Raw genomic sequence first — 15,310 nt, 5'->3', positions numbered from 1 at the left:
CCCCTCAAGAGTTGGATTCTCCGGGTGCAACCACACCGTGGTCAAACGCGAACACGATCGCCGCGGCCCGATCGCGCAGGCCCAGCTTCCCGAAAATGTGCCCCACGTGGCTTTTTACGGTTACCTCCGAGATACCGAGGGCGCGCGCGATCTCCGTGTTGACACGCCCCTTGGCAATGAGTTCCAGCACCTCGAGTTCGCGCGCGGTCAGTTCGGTGAGGCGGCTGTCGGCCGGCGCCGGTGTCGGACGTGCCGACCGGTATGCCGTCAGCACTCGCGGAGTAACCGACGGATCCAGCCAGGAGCCGCCCAGCGCCACCGTGCGCACCGCGCGGATCAGATCCTCGGCGGGAGAATCCTTGAGCAGGAATCCCGCCGCGCCCGCGCGTAATGCGCCTGAGAGCAATTGATCATCGTCGAAGGTGGTGAGCACCAGCACCGGCGGTGCGTCGGCGCGGCCGCGCAGTGTGCGGGTGGCCTCGATGCCGCCGATGCGTTTCATCCGCAGATCCATCAGCACCACGTCCGGGCGGTGCGCGCTGACGGCGGCCGGTACCTCATCACCGTCGGCGCATTCGCTCACCGCGAAACCGTCACGGCGGCGCAGGATTCGGCGCAGACCGCCGCGCACCAGCTCCTGATCGTCGACCACCAGCACGTCGATGAGCTGCTCGTCCGGCTGGGAAGTCACACACTCTCCTGAATATCGTTGGACGCCAGTGGATTCGGGCGATCGTAGATCTTGCGGGTCACCGAATGCAGCGCGGTGCGCAGCGAATCCTCCGCTGCCACAGCCATACACGCCACGGCCCCGGCCATAGGGATGTGCGCGATCACCTGCCAGCCCTCCTCGGCCGGTCCGGAGGAGAGCGTGCCGCCGAGCAGATCGACCCGCTGGCGCATACCGGAAATCCCCATCCCGCGCCCCGGGCGCACGGCGGCGCCCGCGGGCAGCGTATTGGTCACCGTCACGGTGATATCCCTGGTGCGCAGCCTGATTCGCAGCCGAGCCGTCGCGCCCGGCGCATGCTTGGCGATATTGGCCAGCGATTCCTGGCTGATGCGGTACAGCGCCAGACCCACACCTGCCGAGATTCCGGACCGATCACCGTCGATGCTGTACTCCACCGGCATGCCGGCACGGACGAAATCTGCTACCAGATCGTCGATATCTTCCAGATCGGGTTCCGGAGCCTGCGGCGTCGGCAACTGGCCGAGCAGTCCCACGGTGCGCCGAATATCGGCCATGGCCTGGCGGCCCAGGCGCTCGGCATCGGTGAGCGCCTCCACCGCATCGTCCACATCGCGATCGGTTTGCAGCGCATGGCGGGCGGCGGTCACGTGTAGCAGGGTGATGCTGAGCGAATGCGCGATGACATCGTGCACCTCACGGGCGATGCGGCGGCGCTCCTCGTCGGCGGCCCGCACCGCGCGTATCTCCTGCGATTCACGCTCCTGGTACAGGTAGCGGCGCTGATAGTTCAACATCTGGCCGGTCATCCAACCGCAGGTCACCGCGAAGATCCAGATCGGCGCGCCGATATCCAGATGGCCGATGGACTCGAAGAAGAGCAGTTCCGCGATCATCGCGCAGGCCACCGGGATACTGGCGATCAGCGGCGCGATGGCGGCGATCTCCCCGGCTGCGGCGATCACCACGAACGGCGCGGAATCGGTCGGTACGGGCTGAGCCAGGAACAGCGCCTCGGCGGTCATGGTGAAAGCGGCGATCAGCAGCGGTTTCGGCACCACGCCGAAGAAGGCGTACAGCGGTCCGGTGACGTACGTCAGGGCGAGCGCCAGTATCGGAACCAGGCTCGGCCAATAGCCGTGCCCGTATCGCTGTATGACCGATATGGCGGCGACGGTGAGCAGCACGATATCGATGAGCACGACCACATTGGCCGGATAGCCGAACTGCTCGGCATTGCGCCGGAACTCGGCAACCGGATTGCGCGCGAAGGCCCGGATTCGCTGTCCGCTGGCTCGCGCCCAGTCCCGCGTATCCCGCAGCGTCTGCCCGACCGCCGCAGGGGTGGCGCTGGTCACGTTCATTCTGCAAGGCTAGTGGCCGAATTGGACGGCGTACATCGTTCGGCGGCAGGGGCCCGGCTCCTACCGGGGTAGGAGGTCAAGTCGCGTCCGCGGCACGAAGACAGGGCAGCGCGGGCTCTCGTAGCGTCTGGAGTAACTGGTACCGGACCCGTACACCACCGGCCGGGCCACTACGAAAGGTTGGGGGCCATGTCCTGGGCAGACCTGCATGCTCGCACCGACATCCTGCACACCGTCCTGGATCGGGCGGCGCGGAATCCCGCTGATGCCAAGCTCTTCGACGAGCTACCCGAGATGGAGCGGCTCTTCGGCAGCCGGGACGGCGTCCTGCTCGCGCTGCGCAATCGCTGGGAGAACCATTTGAACGTGAAGCTGGACAACGCACTGGCACAGGGCAAGTCGGCGGTCGAGGTGTACCTCGAGCTCGCCGGTGAACAGCCCGCGCTGCGCGCGATCCTGGACACCTACGACACCGATCACCTCTATATCCGTCCGCGTCCGCGGGCACTGGCTCGCTGATCCACGAGGGGAACCACCATGCTGGAATTGACCGACGTCACGAAGGAATACCGGGTAGGCAAGCAGAGCGTGCGGGCGCTGGACGGCATCAGCCTGCGCATCGAACCGGGGGAGTTCACCGCCATCATCGGGCCCTCCGGGTCGGGCAAATCCACGCTGCTGCATTTGCTCGGGGCGCTGGACTCTCCGGACACCGGGTCGATTCGGTTCCAGGACAGGGAGATCGGCGATCTGGATGACGACAGTCAATCCGAATTCCGGCGGCATCAGGTGGGTTTCATCTTCCAGTTCTTCAATCTGCTGCCGACCCTGACGGCCTGGGAGAACGTCGCCATTCCGAAGCTGTTGGACGGCAACGGATTGCGCAAGGCCAAGCCACGGGCGCTGGAGCTGCTCGACCTGGTCGGCCTGGCCGATCGCGCCGAGCACCGGCCTGCGGAACTTTCCGGCGGTCAGATGCAGCGGGTCGCGGTGGCGCGGGCGCTCATTATGGGTCCGCCGCTCATCCTCGCCGACGAGCCCACCGGCAATCTCGATTCCAAGACCGGCGCCGCGATTCTGCAGCTGCTCGGCGATATCACCCGCGCGGGTAATTCTGTGGTCATGGTGACCCACGATATGGGCGCGGTGCGCTACTGCGATCGCGTGATCACCCTGCGGGACGGGCAGATCGGCTCCATCGAGAAGGTGGAACGCGATGACAACGGCGAGGTGCGGACCACGCCGGTGGGCTTCGGTCCCGCCGCGGACAGCGAAGCAGCCGAGGACAGCGCCGATGACGCCGGTGTGGTGCGCGCATGATCCAGGCGGGCTGGGATCGACTGCGGCTGTTCAATATCGGTGAGCTGCTCGCACACCGCGGGCGCACCATCATGTCCATGGTCGTGATGGGAATCTCCGCGGGACTGCTGGTTTCGGTATTCAGCATCTCCGGCTCCATCACCGGTTCGGTGGACAAGCTCACACACAGCCTCGGCGGGAATGCGGCGCTGGAGGTCAGCGGCATCACCGATGCCGGATTCGATCAGGCGCTGCTGCCGCAGATCAGAGCCGTCCCGGGGATCGGCACCGCGGTGCCCATGCTGCGCGAATCCATTGGCGCGGACGCTGATCGGGCGATGCTCATCGGCGCGGACGCCAGTGTGTCGAAACTCGGCAGTGATCTCGGCGGTGCGCTGCAGGATCAGGCGAGCACGTTGCTCAACGTGCCCAACGGCGTACTCATCGGCTCCGCCATGGGGCACAGGGAAGGTGAGCAGATCCAGCTCGGGTCCATCACCGCGACGGTGGCCGGGGTGCTCGACGAATCCACCTCCAAGCGACTCAATTCCGGGCATATCGTCATCGCCCTGCTGCCGGTGGCGCAGAAGATCGCCGATCGGCCCGGACGGCTGGACTCCATCCAGATCATTCCCGCCGCGAAAACCGATGTGGAGCAATTGCGTTCGGACCTGACGAAGCTGGTCGCGGGCCACGCGGTGGTCGCCGATCCGGACCTGCGCACCGCGCAGGCGGGCGGATCCCTGCAGCTGGTGAAGTATTCGACGCTGGCCTCGTCCGCGGCGGCGCTCATCGTCTCGTCGTTCCTCATCTACAACGCCATGAGTATGGCTGTGGCGCAACGCCGTCCGATGCTGTCGCTACTGCGCGCCATCGGCGGCCGGCGCGGACCCGTGGTGCGCGGGCTACTCGCCGAGGCGGCGATACTCGGCCTGTTCGGCGGATTCGTGGGTTCGCTCGTCGGAATAGTCATGGGCCGCATCGCCATCGGCAAGCTCCCGGCCGCCATCGTGCAATCGGTGGAGGCGCGCACCGAATACGAGGTGCCCGGTTATGCGATTCCGGTGGCCGTGGCCGCCTGTGTGCTGGCCAGTGTCATCGCCGCGGCCATCGCGGCCCGGCAGGTGTACAAGGTCGCACCCATCGAGGCGCTGGCTCCGGTGGGGACCTCCACCTCCGATGAGGTGAGCCGGCTGCTCAAATGGGGTTCGCTGGTGGTCGGCGCGGTGATGGTCGGTGCGGGGGTCGTGGTCGCCGATGCCGATCTCGGGCGCCTGTCGCTGGTCTCCATCTCGCTGGCCATTGCCGGCGCGGTGGTGCTTTGCTTCTCCGCCACCGGTCCCATCGTGCGGGTAATCGCCGCGGTGGCACGACTTTTCGGTGCACCGGGTGCGCTCGGCGCGACCACCATCGAACGCGCGCCGCGCCGGGTGTGGGCCACCACCATGACCGTCATGATCGGCATCGCCGCCATCGTGGCCATGGGCAATGCTTCCCGCAATATGGTCGACGCGGCGGCGCAGACCTTCCAAGGCCTAGGCCGCACAGACGTTTTCGTCAGCGCGACCGCGATGGAGCAGTTCCCCACCGGCCCGCTGCTGCCTTCGGATCTGAAGGACAAGCTGCGCGGTATTCCGGGCATCAGCGATATCGGTTCGGCCCAAATGGCTTTCGCCACCCTGGGGCGCGGCCGCGTCATGCTGCAGGGCTACGAGGGCGGGGTGGCCCGCAGTTCGGCCCTGGACGGTACGAGCCAGCAGGACCTGGACCGCATGGCAGCCGGTCAGGGCATTGTCGTTTCTCGCGATGTGGCCCGCTCGCTCGGAGTGAGCGAGGGTTCCGGCGTGGATCTGCCGACACCGACCGGCGTGCACCACGTGACGGTCTTGCGGGTGGTGCCGTACTTCTCCGCCATCGCGGGCGTGGTCGTCCTGGATCTGAACATTCTGCGGCAGTGGTATCAGCGGCCCGGCGAGACCATTATCGGTATCGACTTCGCGCCGAACGCCGATCACGAGGCCGTCTTCAATGCCATCCGCGCGGCCGTCCCCGCGCAACTGCATGTCGTCACCGGTGAGCAGGCGGTGACCGCCATCTCCAGCAGCGTCAGGCAGGGGATGTCCATCAGCAGTGCGATTCTCTGGATCGTGGTGCTGGTCTCCACGGTCGCGCTGCTGAACACCCTGATGCTCTCGGTGCTGGAACGCCGCCGGGAACTCGGCGTCCTGCGCGCCATGGGCACGAGCCGCCGCTTCCTGCTGCGCACCGTCCTCACCGAGGCGGCCGGTATCGGAGTGACCGGCGCCGCACTGGGTCTCGCGGTGGGTTCCGCCACGCACTACCTGGCCACGGTCGCCCTCGGGCACGCGATCTCCATCGATATCCACTACCAGGCCAGTCCGCTGCTGCTGGTCTACGCCATCGTGGCGCTGGCATTGTCGCTGCTCGGCTCCATCCCGCCCGCGCTGCGCGCCGCCCACCTCCCCATCGTGGAGGCCATTGCCGCCGACTGAATAGGATGGTGGCCATGAGCGCAGCCACGGTCGACTTGATGGACTACACCGACGTCATCAGCCGGTACGAGCCGGTGCTGGGTATGGAGGTGCACGTCGAGCTGGGTACCGCGACCAAGATGTTCTGCGGCTGCCCGACCGAATTCGGCGCCGAGCCCAACACCCAGGTGTGTCCGGTGTGTTTGGGCCTGCCCGGATCGCTGCCGGTGGTGAACGAGAAGGCCGTCGAATCGGCCATTCGGATCGGCCTCGCGCTGAACTGCTCGATCACTCCGTGGGGGCGGTTCGCGCGCAAGAACTACTTCTACCCGGACCAGCCGAAGAACTACCAGATCAGCCAGTACGACGAGCCGATCGCCACCGACGGCTACCTCGATGTGATCCTCGACGACGGTGCGGTCTTCCGGGTGGAGATCGAGCGCGCGCATATGGAGGAGGACACCGGTAAGTCGCTGCACGTGGGCGGCGCGACCGGTCGTATCGTCGGCGCCTCGCATTCGCTGCTGGACTACAACCGCGCGGGTGTGCCGCTCATCGAGATCGTCACCAAGACGATCACGGGTGCGGGGGAGCGGGCGCCGGAGGTGGCGCGCGCCTATGTCACCGCGCTGCGCGAGGTGCTCAAATCGCTGAACGTCTCCGATGTGAAGATGGAGCAGGGCTCGCTGCGCTGTGATGCCAATGTTTCGCTGATGCTCAAGGGCGCCAAGGTATTCGGCACCCGCACCGAGACCAAGAACGTGAACTCGCTCAAGAGCGTCGAGGTCGCGGTGCGCTACGAGATGCGCCGCCAGGCCGCGGTGCTGACCGCCGGCGGCGAGATCATCCAGGAGACCCGGCACTTCCACGAGGCCGACGGCTCCACCTCCTCCGGCCGGGTCAAGGAGACCGCCGAGGACTACCGCTACTTCCCGGAGCCGGACCTCGAGCCCGTCGCGCCGGACGCCGCCTGGGTCGAAGAGCTGCGCGGCACCATTCCGGAGTACCCGTGGCTGCGCCGGGCGCGCATCCAGGCCGATTGGGAACTCTCCGATGAGGTGTTCCGCGATCTGGTCAATGCCGGTGCGCTGGACCTGATCATCGCGACGGTCGATGCCGGGGCCTCCGTCAACGAGGCCCGTTCCTGGTGGGTGTCCTACCTGACCGAGAAGGCCAAGGAGCGCGAGATCGCGCTCGACGAACTGCCGATCACTCCGAAGCAGGTCGCCGAGGTGGCGGGACTGGTCGAGGCCAAGACCATCAACAACAAGAGCGCCAAGCAGGTTGTCGACCTCGTGCTCGCCGGTGAGGGCGAGCCCGCCGCAATCGTCGAGGCCAAGGGCCTGGGCATGGTCAGCGACGATTCCGCGCTGCAGAGCGAGGTCGACAAGGCGCTCGAGGCCAATGCGGCCATCGCCGACAAGATCCGCTCCGGCAAGATCCAGGCTGCGGGCAAGATCGTCGGCGACGTCATGAAGGCCACCCGGGGCCAGGCCGACGCCGCGCGCGTGCGCGAACTCGTGCTGGCAGCCTGCGGCGTCTCCGAATAGGCGCTGTAGCAACGTAAATGGCGCACGGCTGATGCCGTGCGCCACTTCAGTTCGGTCCGATCACTTCAGTTCGCCGAAGAATTGGCGGACGTCGGTGGTGAACAGGCCGGGCGCCTCCATGGCCGCGAAGTGGCCGCCGCGGTCGAATTCCGACCAGTGCACGATATTGTTGCCGTACTCGCCGAAACGGCGAATCGCGATGTCCTGTGCGAAGACCGCGACGCCGACGGGGGTCGGTGAGCGTTCCGCCTTCCAGCCCTGGACGTGCATGTTCTCGTAGTAGAGGCGCGCGGCCGAGCCCGCGGTGCCGGTGAGCCAGTACAGCATCACATTGGTCAGCAACCGATCCCGGTCGATGGCCTGCTCCGGCAGGTCGTGCGAGGGGAAGGTCCACTCCTTGAACTTCTCCATGATCCAGGCCAGCTGTCCGATGGGGGAGTCCACCAGGCTGTAGGCGATGGTCTGCGGCTTGGTCGCCTGAATCTTGAAGTAGCCGTTGTCATCACCGTTGAAGTGGGCGAGCCGCACCAGCCGCGCCTGCTCGGATTCGGTGAGGGTGGCGCGCTCCTCATCGGATACCTTGCCGAACGGGATGAATCCGAAGGTCGCCGCGTTGAGGTGAACTCCCGCAACGTGTTCGGCGTCGATCTTGCCGAGCTCGGCCGAGACGAACGCGCCCATATCGCCCCCCTGCACGCCGTAGCGCTCATAACCCAGGCGTCGCATCAACTCTGCCCACGCCGCCGCGATACGGGCTGTGTTCCAACCCTTTTCGGTGGTGGGGCCGGAGAAGCCGAAACCGGGCAGTGCGGGAATCACCACGTGAAAGGCGCTCGCCGGATCGCCGCCGTGCGCCGCCGGATCGGTGAGTGGGCCGATCACATCGAGGAATTCGACCATCGAACCCGGCCAGCCGTGCGTGAGAATGAGCGGCATCGCGTCCGGCTCCGCCGAGCGGATGTGCACGAAATGCACGTTCTGGCCGTCGATTTCTGTGGTGAACTGCGGCAGTTCGTTCAGCTCCGCCTCATGGCGGCGCCAGTCGTAACCGGTGCGCCAGTACTCGGCGAGTTCCCGGACGTAGTCGAGCGGAATCCCGTACTCCCAGCCGACGCCGGGCAGTTCGTCGGGCCAGCGGGCGCCGGCCAGCCGGTTGCGCAGGTCATCCAGATCGGACTGGGCGATATCGATACGGAAGGGGGTGATGGCCTCGTTGTTCATAGGGATAACAGTAGAAGGACTATAGGACATCTTCAGTCCTATAGTCCTGGCAGACTGCCGGATATGAAAGAAACTTCCGGGCGACTGCTGCGGCTGCTCGGCCTACTGCAGATGCGGCGCGAATGGTCCGGGCAGGAGCTGGCCGACCGGCTGGAGATCACCACGCGCACGGTGCGGCGCGATATCGACAAGCTGCGCGAGCTCGACTATCCGGTACAGGCTGCCAAGGGGATCACCGGCGGCTACTGGCTCGGCGCGGGCGCGCAGCTGCCGCCGCTACTGCTCGATGACGAGGAGGCGGTGGCCATTGCCATCGCGCTGCGCACCGCCACAGGGAGCGGTGTCGCCGGGCAGGGCGAGACGGCCTTGCGCGCGCTCGTGAAGCTGGAGCAGGTCCTGCCCACTCGATTGCGTAATCGCCTGGAGGCCTTGCAGATTGCCACCGTGTACGCGCCGGGCAGAGGTCCGACGGTGGACCCCGAAACGCTCAGCGTGATCGCCACGGCCTGCCGTGACGAGCAGCAGCTGCGATTCCGCTACGGCGACTCGGAGATCGTCCGCACCGTCGAACCGCATCAGGTGGTGACCTGGGGCCGCCGCTGGTATCTGGTGGCCTGGGACCTCGGCCGCGACGACTGGCGCACCTTCCGGGTGGATCGCATGCAGCCGAAAGTGCCTGCGGGACCGCGCTTCACATCCCGCGAACTCCCCGGCGGCGATGCCGCCGCCTTCGTCGCAGGTGGCATCGCCCAGCGCTGGCCCTATCAGGCCACGGTCCGGCTGCACACCCCCGCCGATTCCGAACCGGCACGCCTGTCGGCGACCTACGGCCGCATCGAACCCGTCGACAACCGCACCTGCCTATTGCACATCGGCGCGGACGACGCGCGGGCACTCGTCTTCCTGCTGGGCGCCCTCACCGTCGATTTCGAGGTGGTCGACGCCCCCGCCCTGTCCCGCGAACTCCGCGCCGTCGCAGCACGTTTCAGCGCCGCGGCGGGCACCGATGAATGAGCTTGTGATCGGCTCGCAGTCACGCGGTCGGGCCCTGCGCCGGGGTGATGTGTGCCCTATTCGGCTGTCACACCGACGAATTCGTCATACCGGCGCCCTTTCGGCGGGGATCCACGGAAACTCGTTGGCGCACTGCCGATGTGGATTCGGGCAAAAGCATGCAGGGATGGCGGGGGATGCCGATCTAGTCGTGTCCGCCGCCTTGGCCGGCGGACGGCGGCGGGATGCGGACGACACGATCGTCGTACTGATTGGGCTGGCCGCCGTCGGATTTGTTCACCGTCGAGGACCAGATGCTGCCGTCGCCGCCGATCGAGGCGCCGTCGAGCCGCCCGTACTTGTCCTGCGCCAGCAATGTCGGGGAGGCGGTGACGGCGTGAGTTGTTTTGTCGGCCTTCGCGATTGCCAGGGCCTTCTGGTTGGTGAGGGCAATGGCCACGCCGTCGGTGGCGGCGGCGCAACCGGCCACACCCGGATGATCGGGCCAGCTCCAGGCCTTGGTGGCGGTGCCGTCGGGTGCGACGCGCTGCAGACGATCCTCGGTGGCGGTGCGATCGGTGACCCAGATGGAATCCTGATGGTCCGAACACACGCCGCCCGCGACGCCGATACCGGCGAGCATGACCTGCGCGGTGGCGCCCGGCGCGGGCGAGTTGACGCTCAGCAGCTTCCCGGCCCAGGAACCATTGTCGGCCGCCGACGAGGGGTTGCCCGCATCGCCGGTGAGCACCAGCATCTTATCGGCGGTGTGGAAGTCGATGGCGCCGCGATTGCCATTGGCGCCCTTCGGAATTCCGGTGAGAATCGGCTTGGGTGCGCCGCCGTCGGTGGAGACGCGCACCACCCGGTTATCGCTGCCGGTGGTGATGTACGCGTAGATCAGGCCGTCCTCGGCGAAACTGGGGGACAGCGCCAGCGCGGTGAGACCGCCGTCGCCCGTCGCGTCCACATCGAGATGGGCGACCTCCACCGGCGCGGGCGGAACACCCTCATCGGTGGCGACCACCTTCAGAATTCGCCCGGTCAGCCGTTCGGCGACCAGTCCGCTGGTGCCGTCCGGCAGCGTGACCACACCGCCGGTGGTGTCCAGGCATGAGATGACCACTGCCGGATCGGGATCCACACACGGCAGATCCGGCCGCTTCGCCGAACTGCTCGGCGCATTCGGCTTGGTACTGCCCTGATCGGCATCCTGCCAGTTCGGCTCGGTGGTGAACGGCGTCGAAGCACGATCGTCGAACCGTGCACAACCGGAGAGCAGCATGACGCCGAGCATCGCGCCCACCACGATTCTCCGTGCGCCCACCCCGAACCGGCCCGCGGCAACCCAACTCATGGTGCAGACGTTACGGAAAACCCGGCGCGGATGTGCGGACGGGGTCGCTGACCACCCCGGCGCACCGCGAACTGGACATCGGACACGCCCGCGACTGTCGTGTGTCCGGCGCTCTCGCCGCATACTCTGACCCGCGTGACCGAGAAGCCGAACGAGCACTCCGCCGACGCGCCGGGCAGCATCCCGCCCGGATCGCCACGGACCACGGGCGAGCCGGTGCGCAGCCCCTACGATTCGCCGACCGAGCAGTTCCAGACCTCGAGTGTGAAGGCAGATCTCACCAAGGATCTGCCGCGCACCGACGAGGAACTCGGCCTGGATCCGGAAGTGCCGCTGTACACGGAGGTGAAGGAGGCCATCAGTGCCGGCCCGACGCCCCCGGCAGTCGGCGACGGCGTGCCTGCCGCCGCCGACACTGCGCCCACCTACGCCTTCGCCAGCATTCCGCCCGCACCCAACGGCGGCGCGGAGCCCACCACCCGTATCCGCCGGCGCGACGACCGCCGCGGCACGCTGGACCTCGGACTGCTGCTGTTGCGCTTGGTCATCGGCGGCACCTTCGTCTACCACGGACTGCAGAAGGTGGCGGGCTGGTTCCACGGCCCCGGCTACGACGGCATCCGTACGTCCATGGAGAACGGCGGCTGGAAGCATGCCGATTTCGCCGCGCCCATGCTGATCGCCGGTGAACTCGGCGGCGGCATTCTGGTGGCTGTCGGCCTGGCGACGCCGCTGGCCGCCGGCGCGGTGCTGGCGGTCATCCTGGATGCCTGGATGTGGAAGCAGGGCATGGTCGCCGGGTTCCAGTACAAAGCGGGCACGGGCGTCGAGCTGGAATCCATTCTGGCGGGCGGCGCGGCCGCCATCATGCTCACCGGCCCCGGCCGCCTCTCGCTCGATCGCAATCGCGGCTGGGCCACCAGACCGTTCCTCGGCTCGCTCGCAGCGCTGGTCGCCGCGGTCGCCGCCGCGATCCTCACCTACATCTACCTGCACGGCGGCAATCCGCTGGAAGGCATCCGCCCCTTCAACTGACCTCGCCCGAAAAGCCAGGTGGCCCGGAACGATCCACTGGATCGCCCGGGCCACTTGCTGTTTGCGCAGACTTGCGTGGATTCGCTTCTCCGGTAGGAGCGGACTAGGCGAATCCCTTCCCGCGGTGGGCGGGAGCCACGCCCCCGCCGATCTTCACCACTGGGTGGCGTTGAAGCGCTCCCACTCCTGGAAGGTCTCCTGGTGTAGTCGCAATACCTGCCCGGACTTCGCATCGATCTGCTCGTTCAAGAAGGAACGGTGAGCGGCGATCGCGGCGGCGTCGGCGGGCGAGGCCATGAACTCCGTGCTGCCCAGTTCGCGAGATTGGGCGGCGAGTTCCTCGGCCTCGGCCAGCAGCACCTTCGCCTGGGCCTTGCGGTAATCGCAACGCTCCAGCATCGAGGAGTACTCGGCCAGCATCGTGTCGGCCTTGCCGACATATTCGATTGTCATGCCCTCTGATCTTTCTTACGGCACCCGCCGCACAGCACCCTTGTCGGCCGAGGTCGCCAGCGCGGCATACGCGCGCAGCGCGGTGGTTACCGTGCGCTCGCGATTCACGGGCTGCCAAGGCCGTTCTGACGCTTCCATTTTCACGCGTCGCTCCGCGAGAACCTCATCGGGGACCAGCAATTCGAGCGCGCGGGTGTGCACATCGATGCGAATGCGGTCACCGTTCTCGATCAGGCCGATACCGCCGCCACTGGCCGCCTCCGGCGAAATATGGCCGATGGACAGGCCCGATGTGCCGCCGGAGAAGCGGCCGTCGGTGATGAGCGCACAGACCTTGCCCAGACCCGTGCCCTTCAGGAACGAGGTGGGGTGCAGCATTTCCTGCATGCCGGGACCGCCCGAGGGACCCTCGTAGCGGATCACGATCACATCGCCCGGCTGGATCTTCTTATTGAGAATCAGCGAGACCGCCTCCTCCTGGGATTCGACCACTACGGCCGGACCCTCGAAGGTGTACAGATCCTCGTCGATGCCCGCGGTCTTCAGGATCGCGCCGTCCGGTGCGATATTGCCGCGCAGCACACACAGCCCGCCCTCGACGGTGTAGGCGTGCGCCAGATCGCGGATGCAGCCGCCCTCGGCATCGGTATCGAGGGAGGACCAGCGATTCTCGGTGGAGAACGGCTCGATGGTGCGCACTCCGCCGGGCGCGGCGTGGAACAGCTCGATGGCCTCGTCGGAAGCCGTGCCGGAGCGGATATCCCAGGTGTCGAGCCAGTCCTCGAAGGAGGCGCTGTGCACATTGGTGACATCGGTTTCCAGCAGCCCCGCGCGGCGCAGTTCGCCCATGATGGCCGGAATGCCACCGGCGCGGTGCACATCCTCCATGTGGTAATCAGAGTTGGGGGAGACCTTCGACAGACAGGGCACCCGGCGGGAGATCTCGTCGATGGTCTGCAGATCGAAGTCGATCTCACCCTCCTGCGCGGCGGCGAGGGTGTGCAGCACGGTATTGGTGGAACCGCCCATGGCCACGTCCAGCGCCATCGCATTGCGGAAAGCCTTGGCGGTGGCCACATTCCGCGGCAGCACCGAGGCGTCGTCATCGCGGTACCAGCGGGTGGCGATATCCACGATGACCTGCCCGGCGCGGGTGAACAGCGCCCGGCGCGCGGCATGGGTGGCCAGCGTGGAGCCATTGCCCGGCAGCGCCAGACCCAGTGCCTCGGTGAGGCAGTTCATGGAGTTCGCGGTGAACATGCCGGAGCAGGAACCACAGGTCGGACAGGCGCTGCGCTCGACCTCGTCCAGGCCCGCATCGCTGACGGCCTGCGAGGCGCTGGCGGAGATGGCGGTGATGAGGTCGGTCGGCGCCTGCGCCACACCGCCCACCACGACGGCCTTACCGGCCTCCATCGGACCGCCGGAGACGAAGACGGCCGGGATGTTCAGCCGCATGGCGGCATTGAGCATGCCGGGAGTGATCTTGTCGCAGTTGGAGATACACACCAGTGCGTCGGCGGTGTGCGCATTCGCCATGTACTCGACCGAATCGGCGATGATCTCGCGCGAGGGCAGCGAGTAGAGCATGCCGCCGTGACCCATGGCGATGCCGTCGTCCACCGCGATGGTGTGGAACTCGCGCGGTACGCCGCCCGCCGCCCAAATCGCCTCGGCCACAATCTCGCCGACGTTCTTCAGATGAACATGGCCGGGTACGAACTGCGTGTACGAGTTCGCGATGGCGATGATCGGCTTACCGAAATCGGAGTCGGTCATACCGGTCGCCCGCCAGAGGGCGCGAGCGCCCGCGGCATTGCGTCCGGCGGTGGTGGTGCGTGAGCGAAGCGGTGGCATGGGGTCCTCGGGGTCTCGTCGCAGGGGGCTGGTCGGCGACTTCGCCGATTACTTTCGGCGGGTCCCAACGTTACTCCCGCGCCTGCTGATCGCCGTCAGCGGCCGAAACCTCGCACCCCGACACGCGGGAGGCCGGAGCCCGCGGCCCTCAGGGCTTCGGGTTCTCGGGCTTCGCCGACTCGGACTCGGTTGCCACAGCTGCGGTCTCGGGCGCTGTGTTCCCCTCAGTGGCGGCGCTCACATCGGCGGCAGCCTCGTCGGCCTCGCTGTCGCCGGCCGCATCCGCGTCCTCGGGTCCGATGAACGGATCCGGAATTCGCCCGCCGGATGCCGCGACCAGATCGGCCAGCCGGTCATAGCTGACCGCGGGCAGCCGCACATCCGAATCATCGGCGAGATGCAGCTGCAGGTACCCGCGCTTCGGTATGCGCAGACCCTTAACTTCGGACCAGTCGATGTGCCGGCTGGAGAACATGCTGCGCGCATCGATCCCCGACTCCGACACCGTGGTCCGGGTGCGTTCGATCCATACGGCCACGGCAACCGGTATGGCGAACAACACCCATAGTCCCGCGGGCCACCCGAAGAACGGGAAAGCAGCGCAGAACAGCAGGAGGAACACCCCGATGTGCGCGAGCCGGGGGATTCGGATCACGCGACCCGTGTCCGATCCGGAGTCGGGCGTGTGGGACGATCGAGCTGGTGGCACGGACTGATGCGGTGATGACACACCCCCATCCTCGCATTGTGTTGAACGAACCCGAACAACCGCTCTGTCTCACATAATGAGACACACATGGTCAGATGTTTGACTCAGCGGCTCATGCGCACTTACCGTCGGACGCGTGAATCGAATCGAGTTGCTCGTAATCGGCCGGCGCGTCCAGCGCTGAGCCGACGACTATAGGTCAATTACGTCAGCTCGCAGCTGCGACGCGCCACCCTCGAACAGCCATGGCTGTCGAGGGCTTTTTTGTGTTCAGGCAAGTCCATGAACT

13 protein-coding genes are annotated in these 15,310 nt (G+C 66.8%); 6 read left to right on the top strand and 7 right to left on the bottom strand.

Annotated elements, in window-relative coordinates:
- Positions 1-4: 4 nt before the first annotated feature.
- On the bottom strand, positions 5-658 hold the full coding sequence (locus tag OG716_RS21550; protein WP_355123857.1) for a response regulator transcription factor: 654 nt from the start codon (positions 656-658) through the stop codon (positions 5-7).
- A 29-nt stretch (positions 659-687) separates the two neighbouring features.
- A complete protein-coding gene (locus OG716_RS21545; protein ID WP_405139322.1) occupies positions 688-2,055 on the bottom strand; it encodes a sensor histidine kinase in 1,368 nt (455 codons plus the stop codon).
- A 189-nt stretch (positions 2,056-2,244) separates the two neighbouring features.
- Between OG716_RS21545 and OG716_RS21540 the strand changes: the two genes are divergently transcribed.
- From OG716_RS21540 to gatB, 4 genes are read left to right on the top strand one after another with little or no spacing between them, the layout of a single operon-like run.
- Positions 2,245-2,574 carry a hypothetical protein gene (locus OG716_RS21540; protein ID WP_405139320.1) on the top strand — a complete coding sequence of 110 codons (330 nt, stop codon included), beginning with the start codon at positions 2,245-2,247 and terminating at the stop codon, positions 2,572-2,574.
- A gap of 18 nt (positions 2,575-2,592) precedes the next feature.
- The gene (locus tag OG716_RS21535; RefSeq protein WP_405139318.1) at positions 2,593-3,375 is read left to right on the top strand and encodes an ABC transporter ATP-binding protein; all 783 of its coding nucleotides are present in this window, start codon (positions 2,593-2,595) and stop codon (positions 3,373-3,375) included.
- The gene (locus OG716_RS21530) at positions 3,372-5,867 is read left to right on the top strand and encodes an FtsX-like permease family protein (RefSeq protein WP_405139316.1); all 2,496 of its coding nucleotides are present in this window, start codon (positions 3,372-3,374) and stop codon (positions 5,865-5,867) included. The genes OG716_RS21535 and OG716_RS21530 overlap by 4 nt, the downstream gene beginning before the upstream one ends.
- Before the next feature lie 14 nt (positions 5,868-5,881).
- Positions 5,882-7,396, top strand: coding sequence for an Asp-tRNA(Asn)/Glu-tRNA(Gln) amidotransferase subunit GatB (gene gatB / locus OG716_RS21525; protein WP_405139314.1), 1,515 nt, complete (start codon positions 5,882-5,884; stop codon positions 7,394-7,396).
- 60 nt (positions 7,397-7,456) lie between these two features.
- On the opposite strand, the gene OG716_RS21520 is transcribed toward gatB, so the two are convergent.
- On the bottom strand, positions 7,457-8,617 hold the full coding sequence (locus OG716_RS21520) for an epoxide hydrolase family protein (protein ID WP_405139312.1): 1,161 nt from the start codon (positions 8,615-8,617) through the stop codon (positions 7,457-7,459).
- Between the two features lie 63 nt (positions 8,618-8,680).
- Here OG716_RS21520 and OG716_RS21515 point away from each other — a divergent pair, with 63 nt between their 5' ends.
- Positions 8,681-9,631, top strand: coding sequence for a helix-turn-helix transcriptional regulator (locus OG716_RS21515; protein WP_405139310.1), 951 nt, complete (start codon positions 8,681-8,683; stop codon positions 9,629-9,631).
- A gap of 184 nt (positions 9,632-9,815) precedes the next feature.
- Here the strand turns inward: OG716_RS21515 and OG716_RS21510 are convergent, their stop codons facing one another.
- On the bottom strand, positions 9,816-10,967 hold the full coding sequence (locus OG716_RS21510) for a PQQ-dependent sugar dehydrogenase (RefSeq protein ID WP_405139308.1): 1,152 nt from the start codon (positions 10,965-10,967) through the stop codon (positions 9,816-9,818).
- Positions 10,968-11,102: 135 nt separating this feature from the next.
- Here OG716_RS21510 and OG716_RS21505 point away from each other — a divergent pair, with 135 nt between their 5' ends.
- Positions 11,103-12,002 (top strand): DoxX family protein, encoded by a 900-nt coding sequence (locus tag OG716_RS21505; protein ID WP_405139306.1) that lies wholly within the window; start codon positions 11,103-11,105, stop codon positions 12,000-12,002.
- Positions 12,003-12,155: 153 nt separating this feature from the next.
- Here the strand turns inward: OG716_RS21505 and OG716_RS21500 are convergent, their stop codons facing one another.
- The 3 genes from OG716_RS21500 to OG716_RS21490 all read right to left on the bottom strand — a co-directional run bounded on the left by OG716_RS21500 (position 12,156) and on the right by OG716_RS21490 (position 14,967).
- Entirely contained in the window at positions 12,156-12,455 is a 300-nt protein-coding gene (locus OG716_RS21500) for a hypothetical protein (RefSeq protein WP_327144687.1), read from the bottom strand.
- Positions 12,456-12,470: 15 nt separating this feature from the next.
- Positions 12,471-14,312, bottom strand: coding sequence for a dihydroxy-acid dehydratase (gene ilvD / locus OG716_RS21495; protein ID WP_405139304.1), 1,842 nt, complete (start codon positions 14,310-14,312; stop codon positions 12,471-12,473).
- A gap of 148 nt (positions 14,313-14,460) precedes the next feature.
- Positions 14,461-14,967, bottom strand: a complete 507-nt coding sequence (locus OG716_RS21490; RefSeq protein WP_405139302.1) for a PH domain-containing protein — start codon at positions 14,965-14,967, stop codon at positions 14,461-14,463.
- Positions 14,968-15,310: the final 343 nt, after the last annotated feature.

The organism is Nocardia sp. NBC_01388 (assembly GCF_045040085.1).
Classification (GTDB): Bacteria; Actinomycetota; Actinomycetes; order Mycobacteriales; family Mycobacteriaceae; genus Nocardia.
This window is presented reverse-complemented; position numbering and strand designations above follow the sequence as displayed.

Bases quoted from the DNA above. Each gene is read 5' to 3' on its own strand.
- OG716_RS21545 (WP_405139322.1), bottom strand. From the start codon at position 2,055: ATGAACGTGACCAGCGCCACCCCTGCGGCGGTCGGGCAGACGCTGCGG.
- OG716_RS21540 (WP_405139320.1), top strand. From the start codon at position 2,245: ATGTCCTGGGCAGACCTGCATGCTCGCACCGACATCCTGCACACCGTC.
- OG716_RS21535 (WP_405139318.1), top strand. From the start codon at position 2,593: ATGCTGGAATTGACCGACGTCACGAAGGAATACCGGGTAGGCAAGCAG.
- OG716_RS21530 (WP_405139316.1), top strand. From the start codon at position 3,372: ATGATCCAGGCGGGCTGGGATCGACTGCGGCTGTTCAATATCGGTGAG.
- gatB (WP_405139314.1), top strand. From the start codon at position 5,882: ATGAGCGCAGCCACGGTCGACTTGATGGACTACACCGACGTCATCAGC.
- OG716_RS21520 (WP_405139312.1), bottom strand. From the start codon at position 8,617: ATGAACAACGAGGCCATCACCCCCTTCCGTATCGATATCGCCCAGTCC.
- OG716_RS21515 (WP_405139310.1), top strand. From the start codon at position 8,681: ATGAAAGAAACTTCCGGGCGACTGCTGCGGCTGCTCGGCCTACTGCAG.
- OG716_RS21510 (WP_405139308.1), bottom strand. From the start codon at position 10,967: ATGAGTTGGGTTGCCGCGGGCCGGTTCGGGGTGGGCGCACGGAGAATC.
- OG716_RS21500 (WP_327144687.1), bottom strand. From the start codon at position 12,455: ATGACAATCGAATATGTCGGCAAGGCCGACACGATGCTGGCCGAGTAC.
- ilvD (WP_405139304.1), bottom strand. From the start codon at position 14,312: ATGCCACCGCTTCGCTCACGCACCACCACCGCCGGACGCAATGCCGCG.